Genomic DNA, 19,654 nt, shown 5'->3' with positions numbered 1-19,654 from the left:
TTACTGATCCCCTTGCCATGACAACGCCGCGATGGCTTTGCTGTGCTGGTGTTCCTACACCTCCTGCCCCGTCTGCTCGAGAGACTGATGCGACTGATACAGATAAGTGACTGCCACCTGCGCGCTAATCCTGAAGCGCGTTCACGACTGGGTTTTCCGTTACATCAGCTGGAGTCAGTGATAGCGCATGCTGCGAGCCTGCGCCCGGACATTCTGCTGGTGACCGGCGATGTCAGTCAGGATGAGAGCCCTGCCTCTTATCGGTTAGCCGCTGGCGCCTTTGATAGCGTCGGTTGTCCGTGGTTCTGGTTTGCGGGTAATCACGACCATCCTGATTTCATGCAGGAGCTGCGCCCCTTTCACTCCGAACTGGACCTCGGTGACTGGCGCCTGCTGTGCCTCGATTCGCGTGTTCCAGGCCAGGCCGGTGGTGAGTTAGGGAGTGATCAACTGGCCGAGCTGGCGCTGTCATTGGAATTGTCGCTTGAACAAGATCCGCGGCCGATCCTGCTGGCCATGCATCATCATCCGCTGCCGATTGGATCGACGTGGATGGATGCGTTGGGGCTGGCCGACCGTGATGTCTTCTGGGAGACATTGAGCGCTTATCCGCAGGTCAAGGCTGTGCTGTGTGGACATATCCACCAGGCATTTGCCAGTGAGCAGGGCAATGTGGCCGTCTATGGCGTGCCTTCCACCTCGGACCAGTTTGCACCTCTCAGTCATGACTTCGCGGTTGACGAAGCGGCTCGCCCGGGCTTCAGAGTCGTGGACCTCGACAGTGAGCGACTCGAGACCTGGGTGGAGCGTGTCAGCTTGTGAACGGCAGCGTGCTGCGCGTCGCAGGGGTGACATGCGCAGGCGATGGTGGATTAAATATGCCTTTTTGGTCTTAAAAGATAGTTTCTGATTCTTTGACGTTATCAAGGTCGTGCGGTTACCGTGTCAGTATTCAGCATGTTCCGTGGGCGGTCTGTGAGAGTGAGGCGCTGGATCTACCTGCTCGATCGACCTGACCTGCGGGCACGCCCACTGATTGTCACGGGCCGCCTTTCGGGGCGACTCCCAGCGCTCACGAGGTTGCCGCACGCGATGCTTACCCCCGAACGTCAGACCCACCTCAAGCAGCTCGAGGCCGAGTCCATCCACATTATCCGTGAGGTGGCGGCCGAGTTCGCCAATCCGGTCATGCTATATTCCATCGGCAAGGACTCTGCGGTGATGCTGCACTTGGCACGCAAGGCTTTTGCGCCGGGCGTTCCGCCGTTCCCGCTGATGCACGTCAACACCACCTGGAAATTCCAGGAAATGATCAAGTTCCGCGATGAGATGGCCGCGGAAGTGGGCATGGAGCTGATCGAGCACATCAATCAGGAAGGGGTTGCTGCGGGTATCAATCCGTTTGATCACGGCAGTGCCAAGTACACCGACATCATGAAGACTGCTGGTCTCAAGCAGGCGCTCGACAAGTACGGCTTTGATGCCGCCTTCGGTGGTGCACGCCGTGATGAAGAAGCCTCGCGTGCCAAAGAACGTGTCTACTCCTTCCGTGACCAGTACCACCGCTGGGACCCGAAGAATCAGCGCCCGGAGCTGTGGAACATCTACAACTCCAAGATCAACAAGGGTGAGTCGATTCGTGTGTTCCCGCTTTCCAACTGGACCGAGCTGGATATCTGGCAGTACATCTATCTTGAATCCATCAAGATCGTGCCGCTGTACTACTCCGCCTTGCGCCCAGTCGTGAAGCGCGATGGTCTCGACATCATGGTTGATGATGACCGCCTGCCGCTGGCCGAAGGCGAAGTGCCGGAAATGAAGTCCGTGCGTTTCCGTACCCTGGGCTGCTACCCGCTGACCGGCGCCGTGGAATCCACTGCCGCGACCCTGCCGGAAATCATCCAGGAAATGCTGCTGACGCGTACCAGCGAGCGCTCCGGTCGTGCGATTGATCACGACCAGGCGGGCTCGATGGAGAAGAAGAAGCGCGAAGGCTACTTCTAAGCCAACACTCGTTTTTCTGAATTCATTGAATATCGTCTAATGAGCAGGCTTGTAGCCTCATATTACGAAGGCTCGCCGATCTCATCAGGCGCATGACAGCGGCAAGGAGAAGACTGTGTCCCACGCGTCAGACAAGATTTCCGCGGATATCGAAGCCTATCTGCAAGAACATGAGCAAAAGGATCTGCTGCGTTTCATTACCTGCGGCAGTGTCGATGACGGCAAATCGACCCTGATTGGGCGCTTGCTGTTTGATTCCAAGTTGATTTATGAAGATCAGCTCGCTTCCATTACTCAAGCCTCCAAGACCAGCGGTACCACCGGTGACGAAGTCGATCTGGCGCTGCTGGTCGATGGCCTGCAGTCCGAGCGTGAGCAGGGCATCACCATCGATGTGGCTTACCGGTTCTTCTCTACCGACAAGCGCAAGTTCATCATCGCTGACACCCCGGGGCATGAGCAGTACACCCGCAACATGGCAACGGGTGCATCCTCCGCGAGCCTGGCGATCATCCTGATCGATGCTCGCTACGGTGTGCAGACCCAGACGCGCCGTCACAGCTTCATCGCCGACCTGCTGGGTATCCAGCATCTGGTGATCGCGGTCAACAAGATGGACCTGGTCGAATACTCCGAGGCGCGCTTTGACGAGATTGTCGCTGAGTATCAAGAATTTGCTGACAAGTTGAATGCACCGGATATCCGCTTCGTGCCGATGTCTGCGCTCAAGGGTGACAACGTCGTCAATCGTAGCCCGTCACTGGACTGGTATACCGTCGATGGCCAGGCAGGCCCCTCCTTGCTGGAAGTGTTGGAAACCGTCGAGCTGACGCAAGACCAGAATCTCAGCGATCTGCGCTTCCCGGTTCAGTACGTCAACCGGCCCAATCTCGACTTTCGTGGCTACTGTGGCACGTTGGCGGCAGGTGTGGCGCGTCCCGGTGACAGCATCAAGGTGTTGCCGTCAGGCAAGATTTCGACCATCGAGCGTATCGTGACATTCGACGGGGATCTTGACGTGGCCTATCCGGGTCAGGCCATTACGCTGACCCTGAATGACGAGATCGATATCTCGCGTGGTGACTGGCTGGTGGCGGCAGATGCCGAATTGCCTATCGCCAATGCGTTGGAAGCCGATGTCGTCTGGATGCATGAGAAGCCGCTGGAAGCGGGCCGTCAGTACGATATCAAGCTGGCAACACGCGATCTGACTGGCCAGGTCAGTGCCATCGACTATCTCTACGACGTCAATACACTTGAGCATCACGTTGGCGAGAGTCTCGCGCTCAATGCCATCGGCCGCGTTCAGATTGAACTGACGCAGTCCGTGCCGGTGGATGATTACCGTTCAATTCCGGGTACTGGTAGCTTTATCATCATCGACCGTTTGAGCAATGTCACTGTCGGCGCAGGTATGATTCGTGGCGTCGGCCGTGCGGCAGGACAGCAGTCATCTCGCCAGACCGATTGGGCTGCTTTTGAGTCTGATCTCAATGCGCTGGTGCGTAAGCACTTCCCGCACTGGGAAGCGCGCGATATCCGCGAGTTGCTGGGCCGGGCTCATTGAGCAAGGTTCGTTAAGCGAGATACGAGATAACAATAACGCTGGGCACGCAATAACAACACGGCTTGTACGATAGGAAGCTGGTGATAGAAAAAGCCCCCATGACCGTAAGGTCATGGGGGCTTTTTATCGAGGTGTTTTTGGTCACCATTCGCTCAGGATTATCCACCTAAGCGAGCTTGTATCAGGCGATAGCAGGCTCAGCGGTGATCGTGATTGACGGCCCGAAGTGCTCGTAATGGCAGTGAGAGACCGGTACGCCAAGAGTCGTCAGCGTTTTGATCATGGCCTGCATGAAGCCATGTGGGCCGATGACGAAGGCTTCAAGTGCTTCTGCGCTGACATTGTTGTCTACGAGCTGTCTGGCCAGCCAGTCGCGCTCGATCACTCCCAGGTGGGCGTGTCTTGGCAGAGTGTCAGCCTGCTCGTAGCACACTTGATAGTGCAGCTGGTCAGGATGTTGAGCAGCGAGTGCTGTCAGGGAGGCATCGAAGGCATGAACGTCAGGATTACGCGCAGCGTGCAGGTAGATGATCTGACGGCCAGCGGCCAGTGCGGCGTCCAGTAGCGGCAACATGGGCGTCTGGCCAACCCCCGCTGACAGCAGCAATACCGGGCCTTGGTGGTCGCCGAGCGTTAGCTCACCACCCGGCGGCAGCAGATCAATTTCGTCGCCGACCGTCAATGAATGCAGGTAGTTGCTTGATTGGCCATGTGGTTCGCGTTTGACCGAGATGCGGCAGAACGCATCGTTAGGCGTATGTGACAGGCTGTAGTGGCGATGAATGGCGCCGTTAGGTGTCACCAGGCGCATGCCGATGTACTGGCCCGGCGTGAAGGAGAACAGCGGGCCCTCCAGAGGTTCCAGATACAGCGAGCGGATTTCGCTGCTTTCATCGTGCAGGCGAGCGATGCGGAAACGACGCAACCCTTGCCAACCGCCACGCGTCGCGGCAAAGCTGTCGTAGCGACCTTGCTCGGCAGCAATCAGTACGTCCGCCAGTTCACCGTAGAGTGCGCCCCAGGCATCGGCGATTTCCGGCGTCACGGCGTCACCCAGTACTTCACCGATAGCCGCCATCAGACATTCACCGACGATGGGGTAGTGCTCCGGCAGAATGTTGAGCGACACATGCTTGCTGATGACTGGCGCGAGCAGGCGATTGACTGCTTCGCGGGAATGACGGGCACCAACATACGCCAGTACTGCACCCGCCAGGGCGCGAGCTTGCCCACCACTGGATTGGTGCGTCTGGTTGAATAGCGGCTTGACCTCAGGATAACGCTCGAACATCAGCGGGTAGAAACGCGCGGTGATGGTATTGAGATGCTCAGCTACCACGGGAGCAGTGGCGGCGATGAGGTCTTCCTGGGCGATGGTCAGCATGGCGGTACCTTGTCGTAGAGAGAAGCCGAGATGAAGTCTGGCGTAAAGGCACTCCTATACAGCAAATAGCGTGCCAACTATTGGCAGTATTGATGCCGCGGCTTGGTTAGAGATGATGTGTTTAGTACACGCATTCGAGTTGTGTGTTTTTTACACGATAGATGTGATAATGACATCATTTTTGATGCGTCCGGCATTGTCTTGGATATTGCCGGGCGCGCTGCCAGATATCCTGACGCTGCTGCGTGATGTGAGGTTTTGATGCCTGATGAGCGTTTCCCCGAGTACGATCACCCTATTGCCGCGTTGGCCGATTGGCTGGCCGTGCACCTGGCTGATGCCAATAAACTGACGCAACGGCCATTGCCATGGTCACGTCTACTGACAGCAATCATGCATCAGGTGCCTGGTGAGGCGGCGACGCTGATGCGCTATCTACCCGAGCGTGATGAATTGGTGCCGCTCGCCATATTCGGGTTGCCTGCCGAAGTGCGAGGACGTCGCTTTCCGCTGGCTGAGCATCCGCGCCTCAAAGCGATTGCTGGGCATAAAGGTGTCTATCGTTTTGCAACGGATTGTGACCTGCCTGATCCCTTTGATGGCCTGCTGGGTGAAGCGCATGAGCATCAGACGGCTGACAATGCAAAGCATGATCTGTTGGTGCACGACTGTGCCGGTATCGCACTGCGTGATGGTGACATCCTGCTGGGGGTGATGACCTTCGATGCGCTGACGCCCGGTGTTCTTGCGCCACTGGCACAGGTGGAGTCACTAGAGCCTCTGGAAATGCGCGAGCCATCGTTCAGCCAAACGCCAGAGTACGCTGAATTGAGAGGGTTGCTGTCGTTGCCACTGCGTTGCCTGATGTTGGTACGTGAGCGTGAAGCCACGCATACGCAGGGGCTTGTGCCACGCCCACAGGCGTTGTCACCGGTGACACTGATGAGCTGTCCGCAACGCGGGCCGGCGATGGCACGATTGGAAGCTCAATTGGAGGCCGTCGCCGATACCGACATGACGGTGCTGGTTCAGGGCGAGACGGGTGTAGGCAAGGAGGGTGTGGTTCAGCGCCTGCACGACGCATCCCGTCGTGCGGCCAGACCTCTGGTGCGTATCAACTGTGCGGCATTGTCACCAGATCTGGTCGAGAGTGCATTGTTCGGCCATCGCCGCGGTGCCTTCTCAGGGGCGACGCATGACCATCGTGGCCACTTCGTGATGGCCGATGGCGGCACCTTGCTGCTCGATGAGATCGGGGAGCTACCGCTATCACTGCAGCCCAAGCTGCTGCGAGTGCTACAGGAGGGCGAGCTACAGCCGCTGGGTAGTGATCGGGTCGTCAAGGTAGATGTGCGCGTGGTAGCGGCAACCAACCGTGACCTTGAGGCCGAAGTCGCTGCTGGGCATTTTCGCGAAGACCTCTATCATCGTCTGAGTGTCTACCCGCTGCAGGTGCCGCCGTTGCGCGAGCGCGGGCGTGGCGACCTGCTGGCGTTGGCCGGTACCTTTCTTGAACACAACCGCACCCGTCTCGGGTTGGGCAACTTGCGTCTGACACCGGGGGCAGAGCGGGCACTCTGTGAGTATCCGTGGCCGGGGAATGTGCGTGAACTGGACCATTGCGTGAGTCGCGCCGCACTGCATGCACGTCTCTCTCAGGCTCCCAAGTCGCGCGCCGACGGTCGGCAGCTGGTGGTGATCACACCGGAGCTGTTGGCATTGGAGGTCGGATCGACGTCGCCAGAGCGCGCGGAGAGTGCAGGCTCAGCCTCGCGAGCGCAAGGTAAGCTCGGGGAGGCGGTGGCAGGCAGCGATGACGTATGCCAGAAGAGGCAGAGTGCCGTGTATGTGCCCACACAAGAAGCCGGTCTTCGCGATGCGACTGAAGGATTTCAGCGTGAGCACATTCGTCAGATATGGCAGGACTGTGAGGGCAACTGGGCAGAGGCAGCACGCCGCCTCAAGGTCGATCGCGGAAATCTGTATCGTCAGGCTAGGCGCCTTGGAGTGATATAGCACTGCCTATGCATGATGCCCGCGCCGGATCAGGCGCGAGTGGCAATCAGTACGGCACGACGCGGCGCGGGATGGCCTTCACGGGTCAGGCTGGGGTCATCCGGATCGAGAAAATCACTCAGTGAGTGATAGGCCATCCAGTCGGTGGCGCGCTGCTCATCAAGCGTTGTCATGGCTTCATCGACGATACGCACGTCCTTGAAGCCAGCGCGTTCACACCAGTGAGCTAGCGCCTGAGAGGACGGCAGGAAGTAGACGTTGGGCATCGCGGCGTAGCGCTCGCCGGGCATCAGTACCGTCGTCACGTCACCTTCCACCACCAGGGTTTCCAGCACCAGTTCTCCGCCGGGGCGCAGGGCATCGCGCAGCTGGAAGAGGTGATCCATCGGCGAGGGACGATGATAGAGCACCCCCATCGAGAACACGGTGTCGAAGGCAGCCATCTTCGCGGGGACGTCCTCGATGCCCACCGGCAGGAAGTGCAGATTGCGCCCCTGGGGGTGGTCCGCGCCGATGAAGTGACGCACGGCATGGAACTGGCAGTAGAAGCGCGGGGAAGGGTCGATCACCAGCGTGAAGGCAGCACCAGCGCCGACCATGCGCCAGCCGTGGTAACCATTGCCGCCCCCGACATCCAGCACGCGACGGTGAGTGAGGTCCGAGAGATGCGGCGCAAGGCGCTGCCACTTCCAGTCGGAGCGCCATTCGGTGTCGATATAGAGCTCGTCGAGCTGATAGGGGCCTTTGCGCCACGGCATCATGGCGCGTAGCAGATTCTCGCTCTGGCGTTGCTGGCCCGTGCTCAGGCCTGTCGGGAAGCGAGCGCCCACGCGGTCGGCGTCCAGCTGCACCTCGCGTTCGATGGGTAGCGTCGGCAGCTTCTCCAGTGCCCCATGCCAGGCCTTGAGGTCAGCGTGACGTTTGCGATCCAGGCCTTCCGTCAGCTGAACGGGCAGGGCGCCCAGCCAGCGAGCAAAGCCGTCGCCGATGGCGCCCGGTTCGCAGGCAAGCTCAGTGAAGGCGCGGTAAAGATCACGATCGTAGGGGGAAATACTCATGCGGCAGGTCTGGTCCATGCAGGGCGTGACAGTCAATCAGCAGCTTTGAAAGCGACCATCGAGGCGAAATTCAGATACTGGAGCCAGGTATGGCTACGTACGAAGCCGGCGCGCGCCAGGCGGGCATGATGCGTGTTCAGGCTGTCCGGCTTCATCACATCCTCCAATGCCTCGCGCTTCTGCGAAATCTCGAGATCCGAGTAGCCATTGGCGCGTTTGAAATCGTGGTAACGCTCGATCAGCCAGGCATTCTCGACGGGATCATCGCTGATGATCTTCTCAGAGAGGATCAGCATGCCGCCGGGCTCCAGCGTCGCGTAAAGCTTGTCGATCACGGCGTCACGGTCTTCTGGCGGCAGAAACTGCAGCGTGAAGTTGACCACGATCATGCCGGCCGGCTGATAGTCGAGAGTGCGAATATCTGCCTGGTTGACGTTGATGCGATGCTCGGGGAAGGCCTCGGCCAGCTCGCGACTGGCGCGCTCGACCATTGGCGCAGAGAGGTCAATTGCCTCGATCTCGATATCCTCTGGTGCCATCTCGCGGGCCAGTGCCATGCTGGCAGCGCCCAGTGAGCATCCCAGGTCATAAACACGCGCGCCAGGGCGCAGATGAGCCCGTGCCATCAGCCCTAGCATGGCGATGATCTGACCGTACCCCGGCACCGAACGGCGCAGCATGTCCGGGAAGCAGCTGACGACCTGTTCGTCAAAGGAGAAGCTGGCAACACGGTCAAGGGGTGTCGTAAATATCGCGTCACGGTAAGATGCATCACTCATGGATCAAGGCTTCATCGGGCTATGGGCCTGGGCGACATGCCAGTGGCCGTGGAGCGGCTGGGCTGAGCGCCCCGCTGGGCCCGCCATTCTACGCACTCAGGGCGCGTGACGCACCCGTCGCGATAGATCGATGATACCTCCATCAACCGATTTCAGGCCGGGCCATGCAGGGCCGGTCGATACACTTCAAGGAGAGAGGTGGCCATGTCCACTCCATCGTCAGCACGTTCTGCCCGCCGCAACAGCCAGGCCTGGCAGGCCCTTGCACGCCATCACGAAGAGCAGATGGCTGACGTGCACCTGAAGGACCTGTTCGCGGATGATGCCGCGCAGGGTCGCGACCGGGTGGCCATGTTCACGCGTTCGGCGGCAGGTCTGCGCCTGGATCTCTCGAAGCAGCGCCTCACCGGCAAGACGCTTGAGCTGCTGCTGGAGCTGGCGCGCGAGACGGGTGTCGAGCAGGGCATCAAGCGTCTGCTGGCCGGTGAGCATGTCAATCGCTCGGAAGACCGCCCGGCCCTGCATGCCGCACTACGCCTGCCACGCTCCGTCAGTCTGGAAGTGGATGGTGAGGACGTCGTGCCGGCCATCCACGAAAGCCTCGAGCATCTGGCCGAGATGGTGGAGACCTTTCACAGTGGCCAATGGCGCGGCGCCACGGGCAAGCCGATCACCGATGTCGTCAATCTCGGTGTGGGTGGCTCGGACCTCGGCCCGCTGATGGTCTCCAGTGCGCTCAATGATTGTCGTCCCAAGGGCATCCATGAGATCGGTGTGCACTTCGCGTCGACCATGGATGGCTCCCAGCTGGCGGATTATCTGGAGTCACTCAGCCCTGAAACGACCCTGTTCGTGCTGTCCTCCAAGTCGTTCTCCACCATCGATACGCTATCCAACGCGCGTACCGCACGTGACTGGCTGAGATCGCGCCTTGATCCTGAAGGACGTCTGGAAGCGCTGATCAATCGTCAGCACTTCATTGGCGCCTCCGCCAAGCCGGAGAAGATGAGCGAGTGGGGCATCGCGCCGGAACACCAGCTGCTGTTCTGGGACTGGGTCGGTGGGCGTTATTCGCTGTGGGGGACGATTGGCCTGCCTATCGCGCTGAACGTTGGCATGGATAATTTCCGTCGTTTGCTGGCCGGTGCGCATACGCTGGATGAGCACTTCCGTACTGCACCGCTGGAAGACAATCTGCCGGTATTGCTGGCGCTGGCCGGTATCTGGAACAACAATTTCCTGGATATTCGTGCCCACTCCATTCTGCCCTACGACGGACGCCTGGAATATTTCGCCAGCTATCTCGAGCAGCTGGAAATGGAATCCAACGGAAAATCCGTCACCAATGACGGTGAGATGATCGATTACTCCACCTGTCCAGTGCTGTGGGGGCAGTTGGGGCCGAATGCTCAGCACGCCTTCTACCAGCTGCTGCATCAGGGGACCCAGGCGGTCGAATGTGATTTCATCGCGCCGATGTGTCGTTATGATCACATCGAAGATGCTGAAACTCGCGGGCACCTCAAGGCGCAGCATCGTCTGACGTTGGCCAACTGCTTTGCTCAATCACGCGTATTGATGCTGGGTGATGATGCTATTCCAGGTGACGAAGAACAGCCGAATCACAAGCGTTATCGTGGTAACCAGCCGTCGACGACATTGTTGCTCGAGACATTGACGCCGGAAACGCTGGGCGCATTGATTGCACTGTATGAGCAGAAGGTCTTCGTGCAAGCCACTATCTGGGACATCAATCCCTTTGATCAATGGGGCGTGGAGCTCGGCAAGCAAATTGCCACGGCGACGGAAGCCACCATGACCAGTGGCGAAGGCTTCGGGAGCCTCGATGCCTCTAGTCGAGCACTGATCGAGGCGATATGGACGGCGCAGGGACAAGATCCGCGACGTTGAGAAGTGCTGTATTGAAGAGTCTCGGTATCTGTTGATTTATACAGTATTCTCGCTATCCTATAAGCGAATCAATCGTTTACACTAGACAGCATGACGTGGGCCAAGAGTGATCTCCATGGAGAGGCCTCTTGAGCCCGCGTGGTGTCGGGAGTACTGATGGCCAGTCCCCAATCCCCCGTGAGTACAGCACCCGTCAGGGGCTTGCTCTACCTGCATGGCTTCAACTCGGCCAATTGCTCTCCCAAGGCCAGGTTGATGCAGCGTGCAGCTGAGCAGTTCGGCTTGCCCTGCGTAATGCCGGATATTCCGCCAGAGCCCATAGCGGGTCAGGCAGCCGTTGATACGGCTTATCATGAGCTGTGTGTGCAGCTGGCGCTGGACCCTGCTGATCCTGTCTGCGATGACGCCATCATGGTGATCGGCAGCTCGATGGGAGGCTTTCTGGCTACCTGGCTGGTGGCGCGTGAGGCAGCGCGCCTCGACGGCCCAGCGGGCCCACAGCAGAGCGTGCTGCGACAAGGGCCACGCAGTGTGCTGATCAACCCGGCAGTACGCCCCACTCGATTGGTCAGCGCCTGGCTTGGTTCGACACATGCCAATCCTTATACCGGTGTGACCTTTACGGTCACCGAGGATTTCGGTCCGGGTCTGACAGCATTGGAGGCCGGTCCTGTGACGCCACAGCGTACATTGGTGCTGTTGGCCACGGCCGATGAGACATTGGACGTCAACGATGCCGCAGGGCTCTATCAAGAGTGCCGATTGGTGATTACCCCGGGCGGTGATCACGGCTTTGCGCAGCTGGCGGAGTATCTGCCAGCCATCATGGCGCACGGTGGTTATCGGCTGGCACCGGATGTCGCGGCCTCGCTGCATGTCGCACCGATCTGAGGGCCGGCTAGTGCATCTGCCCAATCAGTATCTCGACATCACACTCTTCAGGAATCGGGTTCATTTCTCAGCTATCGGCTTTGCTGACAATGAGAGATGAATCGGACGTCAACACCAAGGACACAAGGCTGCGATGAGTCAGTACAGCGCCAGTTCCATCGAGGTCCTCTCCGGCCTCGAACCGGTCCGCAAGCGGCCCGGTATGTATACCGATACGTCTCGGCCCAACCATCTGGTTCAGGAAGTCATCGATAACTCCGTCGATGAGGCGTTGGCCGGCCACGCGAAAGAAGTGCGCGTACGTCTGTTGGAAAACGGCGGCATCGAAGTGGCAGATGATGGTCGCGGCATGCCCACCGATATTCACCCTGAACATGGGGTCACCGGCATCGAGCTGATCCTCACCAAGCTTCATGCTGGTGGCAAGTTCTCACAGGACAGCTATCGCTTTTCTGGCGGTTTGCACGGGGTCGGTGTGTCGGTAGTCAACGCGCTATCCAGGCGGCTGGAAGTTGAGGTCTGCCGTGATGGCCAGCGTCAGCGCATCGCGTTCGAGAAAGGTGAAAAGGTCGAAGAGCTGGCCGTCATTGGCACCGTCGGCAAGCGCAACACCGGCACCTTGGTTCGCTTCTGGCCCGATGATAGCTACTTCGACAGCCCTAGACTTGCAATCGCACGCTTGCGTCATCTGATGCGTGCCAAGGCGGTGTTGTGCCCGGGGCTCAAGGTCGTGTTGACCGAGACGGATGGCAACGAGACGACCTGGTATTACGAGGATGGTCTACGTGACTATCTGCTGGGAGCGACTGATGGCTTTGAGCGTCTGCCGGAATCGCCGTTCATTGGCCATTTCGAAGACGATGAGCATGGCGTTGACTGGGCGATCCAGTGGTTGCCGGAAGGCGGTGAGCTGGTACAGGAACCCTACGTCAATCTGATTCCCACGCCGCTGGGCGGTACGCACGTCAATGGCATGCGTTCGGGCCTACTGGAAGCATTGAAGGAATTCTGCGACTACCGCAGTCTGTTGCCTCGCGGTGTGAAGCTGAGTGCCGATGACCTGTGGGAGCGTGCCGCCTTCGTGTTGTCGGTGAAGATGCTCGACCCACAATTCGCCGGCCAGACCAAGGAGCGACTGTCCTCGCGCAGCGTGGCGGCCTTTGTGTCTGGCGTGGTCAAAGATGCCTTCTCGCTGTGGCTCAACCACCATGTTGACCAGGCTGAGGCATTGGCTGAGCTGGTGATCTCTGCTGCTCAGCGCCGCCTCAAGAGCGCCAAGAAAGTTGCGCGCAAGAGGATTACCTCGGGCCCAGCGCTGCCGGGTAAGCTTTCTGACTGTGCGAGTTCTGATCCCGCCGACAGTGAACTTTTTCTGGTCGAGGGTGACTCTGCTGGCGGGAGTGCCAAGCAGGGCCGCAACCGCGAAACGCAGGCAATACTGCCGTTGCGCGGCAAGATCCTGAATACCTGGGAGGTGGAGTCTCACGACATCTACTCCTCACAGGAAGTTCATGATATTGCGGTCGCTATCGGGCTGGACCCGGTCTCGGAAGATCTCTCCAAGCTGCGCTATCACAAGGTCTGCATCCTCGCTGATGCTGATTCTGATGGTCTGCATATCGCGACCTTGTTATGCGCGCTATTTGTGCGTCACTTCCCGGCGCTGGTGGATGCGGGCCATGTCTTCGTCGCCATGCCGCCGCTGTATCGCATCGATTTGGGCAAGGAAGTGCACTACGCCCTGGATGAGAGCGAGAAGGCCCACATCCTCAAGCAGCTGGAAGGTAAGCGTGGTACGCCTAACGTGCAGCGCTTCAAGGGTCTGGGTGAGATGAACCCGCTGCAGTTGCGTGAGACGACCATGGCGCCAGATACGCGCCGTCTGGTGCAGCTGACACGCAGCATGGATGACGGCACTCACGAGATGCTCGACATGCTGCTCGCCAAGAAGCGTGCCGCCGATCGCAAGAGTTGGATCGAAGCCTACGGCAACATGGCCGATCTTGAGGTGTGACGCTGAGCGATCGGTGTCGTGAACCCTATTGGCTGTCGTGATGACATTTTTCGGGAGAGTCGCATGACTTTCCCCGTTTTACGCTCGTAATCAAGGTCAAGCGCCCATGAGCATGGATATTCAGGTAGCGGAGGGCGACGTCGAACGTCTGGCCCTGCGTGACTACACCGAAAAGGCGTACCTCGACTACTCGATGTACGTGATTCTCGATCGTGCACTGCCGCACGTCGGCGATGGTATGAAGCCGGTGCAACGCCGCATCGTGTATGCCATGCGCGAACTGTCACTGACGGCCAATGCCAAGTACAAGAAGTCGGCGCGTACCGTCGGCGATGTACTGGGTAAATTTCACCCGCATGGTGATAGTGCCTGTTACGAAGCCATGGTGCTGATGGCACAGCCGTTCAGCTATCGCTATCCGCTAGTCGACGGGCAGGGCAACTGGGGTAGCCAGGATGACCCCAAGTCCTTCGCGGCCATGCGTTACACCGAATCGCGGCTATCGAAATATTCCGAGGTGCTGCTGTCGGAGCTCTCTCAGGGAACGGTCGACTGGGTGCCCAACTTCGATGGCACCATGAACGAGCCCAAGGTGCTACCGGCGCGCCTGCCCAATGTGCTGCTCAACGGCACGACTGGTATTGCGGTCGGCATGGCGACGGATATCCCGCCGCATAACGTGCACGAAATCGTGGCGGCGACACGTCACCTGCTGCGTCATCCGGACGCTGACAGCGATAAGCTGATGGACTTCCTGCCGGCACCAGACTTCCCCACCGAAGCGGAAATCATCACGCCGCGCGCAGACTTGGCCAAGCTTTATCGCACCGGTCGTGGCAGCGTGAAGATGCGTGCTCGCTATGTGATCGAGGAGGGTGACATCGTCATCACCTCGTTGCCGTACCAAGTGTCTGGCGCCAAGGTGATCGAGCAGATCGCTGCCCAGATGCAGGCCAAGAAACTGCCGATGGTGGCGGATTTGCGTGATGAGTCAGATCACGAGAATCCGACCCGTCTGATGATTCAGCCGCGTTCCAATCGTATCGACATCGAGGGGCTGATGGCGCATCTGTTCGCCACGACCGATCTCGAGAAGAATGCGCGCGTCAACATGAATGTCATCGACCTCAAGGGGCGCCCGCGCGTCATGGCGCTGCACGAGATGCTCTCTGAATGGCTACTTTTCCGACGCGCTACCGTGCGACGTCGCCTTGAGCACCGCTTGGCCAAAGTCGAAGATCGTCTACATCTGCTGGAAGGCTTGCTGGTGGCCTATCTGAATCTCGATGAGGTGATTCGCATCATCCGTGAGGAGGAAGATCCGAAGGCCAGCTTGATCGAGACCTTCAAGCTATCCGAGCGTCAAGCTGAAGCGATTCTTGAGCTGCGTCTGCGTCATCTGGCGCGCCTTGAGGAGATGAAACTTAGAGGTGAACAGGATGAACTCAATCGGGAGCGCAAGGCGCTCAAGCACCTGCTGGGCAATGATGCCGCTCTGACCGATCTGATTGACGGCGAGCTTGAGCAGGCAGGTATCGATTTCGGTGATGCTCGTCGTTCACCGCTGGTGGAGCGCGAGGATGCACGTGCCTTGTCTGAGGTTGAGTTGATGGGGGCTGACCCGATCACGGTAGCGCTGTCTGACAAGGGCTGGATTCGGGCTGCCAAGGGCCACGATATCGACCCTGAAGGACTGTCTTACAAGTCCGGTGATAGCTTCCATCTTGCGACGCGCGGCAAGACCAATCAGCCGCTGGTACTGCTGGATGACACCGGGCGTGCCTATACGCTGGCTGCCCATAATCTGCCGAGTGCACGTGGGCAGGGCGAGCCGATTACCGGTCGCATGAATCCTGCGGCCGGTGCCGCGATGATTGGTCTGCTGCTGGATGAGCCGACGGCGCGCTACTTGTTGGCTTCTGACGGCGGCTATGGTTTTGTCACGACGCTTGAACAGCTGACCGGCAAGAGCAAGTCGGGAAAGGCTGCGCTATCACTCCCGCGTGGCTGTGCCGTGTTGCCGCCAGTCGCCTTGCCGCTCAGTGATCAAGGCGTTGCGCTGGAAGTGGCCGTGGTCTCCAATGAAGGGCGCTTGCTGGTCTTCCCGCTAGCCGATCTCCCTGAGATGGCGAAGGGGAAGGGCAACAAGATGTTGTCGATCCCGGGCGAGCGAGCCGCCAACCGTGAGGAGTTCGTGCGCTCCCTGGTCGTGCTGCCAGCAGGGGCAACGTTGGTAGTGCATGCTGGTAAGCGCAAGACGTTGCTCAAGGGCGCCGATCTTGATTACTACCGTGGTGAACGTGGCCGCCGTGGTAGCAAGCTGCCCCAAGGCTTCCAGAAAGTCGACCGCCTGGCGGTCGATGGCTGACAGTCGTCCATGGTGGATGGCTGCTGAAATGCCCTTGCATGATTTTGATGATCACGATCTTGATGACCCTCTGCTCAGGAATGATTTTCCGATGACACAACGCATATTGATTCGCGCTACTGGTGTAGCGCGTCCGGGCCAGCTGGCCGGGCTCGGTCAAGCGCTGGCGCGAAGCGGCGCTCGCCTGTTGGATATCAATCAGAGTGTGACCTTCGGGCTGGTATCACTGGAAGCGCTCGTCGCACTGGGTGCCGAGTCCGAGCTTGAAGCAGCGCTTGCCGCTGCTGGCGAGCAACTGGGGCTGGACGTGCAGGCAGTGCAGATTGGTGCCGAAGAATATCTGCGCTGGAGTCATCAGGCAGAGCGTCCGCGTTGGATCTTGACGCTGCTGGCGCCGCGTCTACCCGCAGGCATCCTGGCGGAAGTGGGTGGCTTGACGGCTGAATTCGGTATCACTGTTGAACTCATGCACCGCCTGTCCGGGCGTGAGCCATTGGATGGCGAGTCGCCTGCAGAGGGTGCCTGTGTTGAGTGTTGGTTGCGGTTGCCAGAAGGCGAGATCAACATCGCTGCGCTGCGTGAGAAGGCATTGGCGCTGGGCGCACTACACGGTGTTGATATTGCGATCCAGGAGGATGATATCTGGCGCCGTCATCGCCGCCTGATCTGTTTCGATATGGACTCGACATTGATCCAGACGGAAGTGATCGATGAGCTAGCGCGTCGTCACGGCGTCGGTGAAGAAGTATCTGCCGTCACTGAGCGTGCCATGCGCGGTGAGCTGGACTTCAAGGAAAGCTTCCGTGAGCGCATGAGCAAGCTCAAGGGGCTGGATGAAGCCGTGTTGGCGGATATCGCTGCCAATCTGCCGCTGATGGACGGTGTTGAGCGGCTAATGGCGAATTTGAAAGTGCTGGGTTATCGCACCGCGATTCTGTCCGGTGGCTTCACCTATTTCGCGCGCCATCTGCAGGAACTGCTGGGCTTCGATGAGATCCATGCCAATGAGCTGGTGATCGAAAACGGTAAGGTGACTGGTGAGGTGCGCGAGCCAATCGTTGATGCTGAGCGCAAGGCGCTGTTGCTGCGTGAGATTGCTGCGCGTCATGGCCTGCGCATGGAGCAGACCATTGCTGTCGGCGATGGTGCCAACGACCTCAAGATGCTTGCCGAAGCGGGGCTGGGGATTGCCTTCCGTGCCAAGCCGCTGGTGCGTGAGCAGGCACGCCAATCGATTTCCACGCTGGGTCTGGATGCCGTGTTGTATCTAATGGGCTATCACCATCAGGATCTTGAGCACTGAGTCGCACGTTATTGTCGTCAGAACGCTAAAACGCAGGGACAGTTGATCTGTCCCTGCGTTTTTTTGTGGCGATACACACTGTAATTTCAAGGTCTGTATATATGGCGAAAGCAGCAGAGCGTTTGTCATTCCTTGAGCTAGACTGCAATCGAGAGAGGCAATGTGTGTCGCTATTGTTGACCTCTTTCAATCATTGCCAATCGCTGTCTAGTACTGCGTTATTGCTGATGTCTCACTACACACGCCATGCCGTCAGGAGTCCGTCCATGCCGTCACCCTATGACGATGAACTGCATCTACTGTGCCTGTTTCCGCAAGACGCCGCCCTCAAGGGACTCAAGATTCGACACGATGCTAGCCCCGACATGGTAGCTGCCGCTGAACGGCTGCATACCAAGGGATTAACCACGTTGCCTGATGGCGGTTATCTGACCTCATTGGGGCGTGAAGCTGCTGATCACGCTCACCAGCTCAATAGCCTGATGCATGCTCCGCTGGCGATGACGGGAAGCTGAGTCTGCCCTTTACATGACGACGGTAGGGCCATCGCTGAAAATAGAAGTTGAGCAACAGAAACGCCCCGCAGGGAGATGTCTGCGGGGCGTTTCTGTTGTTCTATATAAAATGTTGCGCAAACCCACTCGGCTTAACACGGTAGTGAGATAGGGGAAGCCGAAGCGCGATGCCTATCAGACCTTGTGCTTGCGGTAGGTAGCACGCGTGATCTCGACAATCTCGACGCTCACCTCACGTGCAGCCTCGCAATGCGGTGTAAGTGCCGCGATCAGGATGTCAGCTAGACGTGACTTGTCTTCTTCACTGCGGCCTTCCAGCTGATGGCAATGCAGATTGACGAAGCCATGCTTGTGAGAGAGTGGTGCCTGGTTACCTGCCAGTCGCCAGTGGCGCCAGCTTTCGGCACGCACCTTGATGTCGGTTTCCTTGAATAGTCCACTGGACATGGCAGCTCTGTGTAGGTCGTCCATGATGGCATCCATGTCGAGGCTCGGCGCCAGGCTGTCGGCATAGTCGATGACGAGATGGGGCATGTGATGGGCTCCTTGGCTTCGGCCACGCCTCTCGGGACGCATGCCGATGATGAAAATCGACCCGCGATAGTCGCGAAATTGGCCCGCGATAGTAGCAAATTTTGTCGCGCCCGCCGTGAATTGTTGTCGGTAGCATTCTCATGCTCATATTTACATGCTGAGAAAGGCGTGAGAATCAGACGCTGGCGATGACGGAAACATGCGATGCGGCGCTGCCAAGCGGAGTTTTCGAACCTCGACCGGGGATTTCACGTACCAAGCGTGGCATCAGGAAGCCGGGTAGATGCTCCAGCAGCGCCTCCATCAAGGCACAGGCCTCGGTATCACTGACAGTGAAATGTGCTGCGCCCTGTACAGGGTCAAAGGCGTGTAGGTAGTAGGGCAGCACGCCGCATTCAAATAACCGCTCAGCGAGAGCTGTCTGGGTCGCGACCGTGTCATTGATACCGCGCAGGATGACGCCTTGATTGAGCAGCGTCACACCAATCGCCGCCAGGCGGCTCATGGCGGCTGCGACATCGTCATCCAGCTCGTTGGCATGGTTGGTATGGATCACGACGATCTTCTGCAATCGTGTCGCACCCAGCCAGCCCAGTAACTCGTCATTGATGCGATCGGGAATGACGACGGGCAAGCGGGTATGGATACGTAAGCGCTTGAGATGCGGGATCTCACCAAGGGCTTCTACCAACCAGCTCAGGCGTTTGTCGGTGGAGACCAGTGGGTCGCCACCCGAGAGAATGACTTCATGAATGCGTGTGTCAGCCCGCAGGTAGTCGAGGATATCGCGCCACTGTTCACGACTAGGTTGATGATCCTCATAGGGGAAGTGGCGGCGGAAGCAGTAACGACAGTTGATCGCACAGCCACCGCTCGCCATCAGTAACACACGGTTGGTGTACTTGTGGATCAGGCCGGGCAGGGGGGAATGGTCAGCCTCTTCCAGTGGATCATTGACGTAGCCGTCCACGACATCCATTTCGGCGTCCAGCGGTAGTACCTGACGCAGCAGAGGATCGTTCGGGTCGTCTGTACGTATGCGACTGGCATAGGCCTGCGGCACCCGAATGGAAAATAATGCGTGACCATCGCGTATACCGGGCAGCAGGGTGGCGGGTAGGTCTAGCTGCTCCAGCAGTGCTTGTGGAGTCCGAATGCAGTCGCGCAGCTGAGCACGCCAGTCACCGCGTGCAGTGGGAGGTTGCTTGGAAGCCCCAGAAACAGGGCTTTCACGCTGCTCGTGCGCGATGGTATGCAAGGGTGCAGGGGTTCGGGTTATCATGCACATCACTTCTAGTCATGGTTGCAGC

At 58.8% G+C, this 19,654-nt stretch carries 15 protein-coding genes; 10 read left to right on the top strand and 5 right to left on the bottom strand.

Features of this window, described 5'->3' with window-relative positions; translation table 11 throughout:
• Positions 1-87: 87 nt before the first annotated feature.
• The 3 genes from CFN46_RS01035 to cysN all read left to right on the top strand — a co-directional run bounded on the left by CFN46_RS01035 (position 88) and on the right by cysN (position 3,571).
• Positions 88-822 (top strand): metallophosphoesterase, encoded by a 735-nt coding sequence (locus CFN46_RS01035; protein WP_088742472.1) that lies wholly within the window; start codon positions 88-90, stop codon positions 820-822.
• 270 nt (positions 823-1,092) lie between these two features.
• Positions 1,093-2,004: a sulfate adenylyltransferase subunit CysD gene (cysD, locus tag CFN46_RS01030; RefSeq protein WP_088742471.1), complete on the top strand. Its 912-nt coding sequence runs from the start codon at positions 1,093-1,095 to the stop codon at positions 2,002-2,004.
• Positions 2,005-2,119: 115 nt separating this feature from the next.
• Positions 2,120-3,571: a sulfate adenylyltransferase subunit CysN gene (cysN, locus tag CFN46_RS01025; protein ID WP_088742470.1), complete on the top strand. Its 1,452-nt coding sequence runs from the start codon at positions 2,120-2,122 to the stop codon at positions 3,569-3,571.
• A gap of 181 nt (positions 3,572-3,752) precedes the next feature.
• Here cysN and CFN46_RS01020 read toward each other — a convergent pair whose 3' ends face one another.
• Positions 3,753-4,955: a globin domain-containing protein gene (locus CFN46_RS01020; RefSeq protein ID WP_088742469.1), complete on the bottom strand. Its 1,203-nt coding sequence runs from the start codon at positions 4,953-4,955 to the stop codon at positions 3,753-3,755.
• 261 nt (positions 4,956-5,216) lie between these two features.
• On the opposite strand from CFN46_RS01020, the gene norR reads away from it, so the two are divergent.
• The gene (gene norR / locus CFN46_RS01015; RefSeq protein ID WP_088742468.1) at positions 5,217-6,971 is read left to right on the top strand and encodes a nitric oxide reductase transcriptional regulator NorR; all 1,755 of its coding nucleotides are present in this window, start codon (positions 5,217-5,219) and stop codon (positions 6,969-6,971) included.
• A gap of 29 nt (positions 6,972-7,000) precedes the next feature.
• Here the strand turns inward: norR and cmoB are convergent, their stop codons facing one another.
• The gene (gene cmoB / locus CFN46_RS01010) at positions 7,001-8,029 is read right to left on the bottom strand and encodes a tRNA 5-methoxyuridine(34)/uridine 5-oxyacetic acid(34) synthase CmoB (protein WP_088742467.1); all 1,029 of its coding nucleotides are present in this window, start codon (positions 8,027-8,029) and stop codon (positions 7,001-7,003) included.
• 32 nt (positions 8,030-8,061) lie between these two features.
• Entirely contained in the window at positions 8,062-8,808 is a 747-nt protein-coding gene (cmoA, locus tag CFN46_RS01005) for a carboxy-S-adenosyl-L-methionine synthase CmoA (RefSeq protein WP_088742466.1), read from the bottom strand.
• A 204-nt stretch (positions 8,809-9,012) separates the two neighbouring features.
• Between cmoA and pgi the strand changes: the two genes are divergently transcribed.
• From pgi to CFN46_RS00975, 6 genes are all read left to right on the top strand, one after another.
• Positions 9,013-10,719, top strand: a complete 1,707-nt coding sequence (pgi, locus tag CFN46_RS01000; RefSeq protein WP_088742465.1) for a glucose-6-phosphate isomerase — start codon at positions 9,013-9,015, stop codon at positions 10,717-10,719.
• Positions 10,720-10,875: 156 nt separating this feature from the next.
• A complete protein-coding gene (locus tag CFN46_RS00995; RefSeq protein ID WP_088742464.1) occupies positions 10,876-11,610 on the top strand; it encodes a YqiA/YcfP family alpha/beta fold hydrolase in 735 nt (244 codons plus the stop codon).
• Positions 11,611-11,743: 133 nt separating this feature from the next.
• The gene (gene parE, locus CFN46_RS00990; protein WP_024950686.1) at positions 11,744-13,624 is read left to right on the top strand and encodes a DNA topoisomerase IV subunit B; all 1,881 of its coding nucleotides are present in this window, start codon (positions 11,744-11,746) and stop codon (positions 13,622-13,624) included.
• 106 nt (positions 13,625-13,730) lie between these two features.
• On the top strand, positions 13,731-15,992 hold the full coding sequence (gene parC, locus CFN46_RS00985) for a DNA topoisomerase IV subunit A (RefSeq protein WP_088742463.1): 2,262 nt from the start codon (positions 13,731-13,733) through the stop codon (positions 15,990-15,992).
• 91 nt (positions 15,993-16,083) lie between these two features.
• On the top strand, positions 16,084-17,295 hold the full coding sequence (serB, locus tag CFN46_RS00980) for a phosphoserine phosphatase SerB (protein WP_024950684.1): 1,212 nt from the start codon (positions 16,084-16,086) through the stop codon (positions 17,293-17,295).
• 266 nt (positions 17,296-17,561) lie between these two features.
• The gene (locus tag CFN46_RS00975; protein ID WP_024950683.1) at positions 17,562-17,810 is read left to right on the top strand and encodes a TIGR02647 family protein; all 249 of its coding nucleotides are present in this window, start codon (positions 17,562-17,564) and stop codon (positions 17,808-17,810) included.
• Between the two features lie 174 nt (positions 17,811-17,984).
• Here the strand turns inward: CFN46_RS00975 and CFN46_RS00970 are convergent, their stop codons facing one another.
• Positions 17,985-18,344: a 5-carboxymethyl-2-hydroxymuconate Delta-isomerase gene (locus CFN46_RS00970; RefSeq protein ID WP_024950682.1), complete on the bottom strand. Its 360-nt coding sequence runs from the start codon at positions 18,342-18,344 to the stop codon at positions 17,985-17,987.
• A 175-nt stretch (positions 18,345-18,519) separates the two neighbouring features.
• Positions 18,520-19,626 carry an EF-P beta-lysylation protein EpmB gene (gene epmB / locus CFN46_RS00965; RefSeq protein WP_088742681.1) on the bottom strand — a complete coding sequence of 369 codons (1,107 nt, stop codon included), beginning with the start codon at positions 19,624-19,626 and terminating at the stop codon, positions 18,520-18,522.
• Positions 19,627-19,654 lie beyond the last annotated feature (28 nt).

The sequence above is a fragment of the Cobetia sp. QF-1 genome (genome assembly GCF_002213105.1).
GTDB lineage: Bacteria > Pseudomonadota > Gammaproteobacteria > Pseudomonadales > Halomonadaceae > Cobetia > Cobetia crustatorum.
This window is presented reverse-complemented; position numbering and strand designations above follow the sequence as displayed.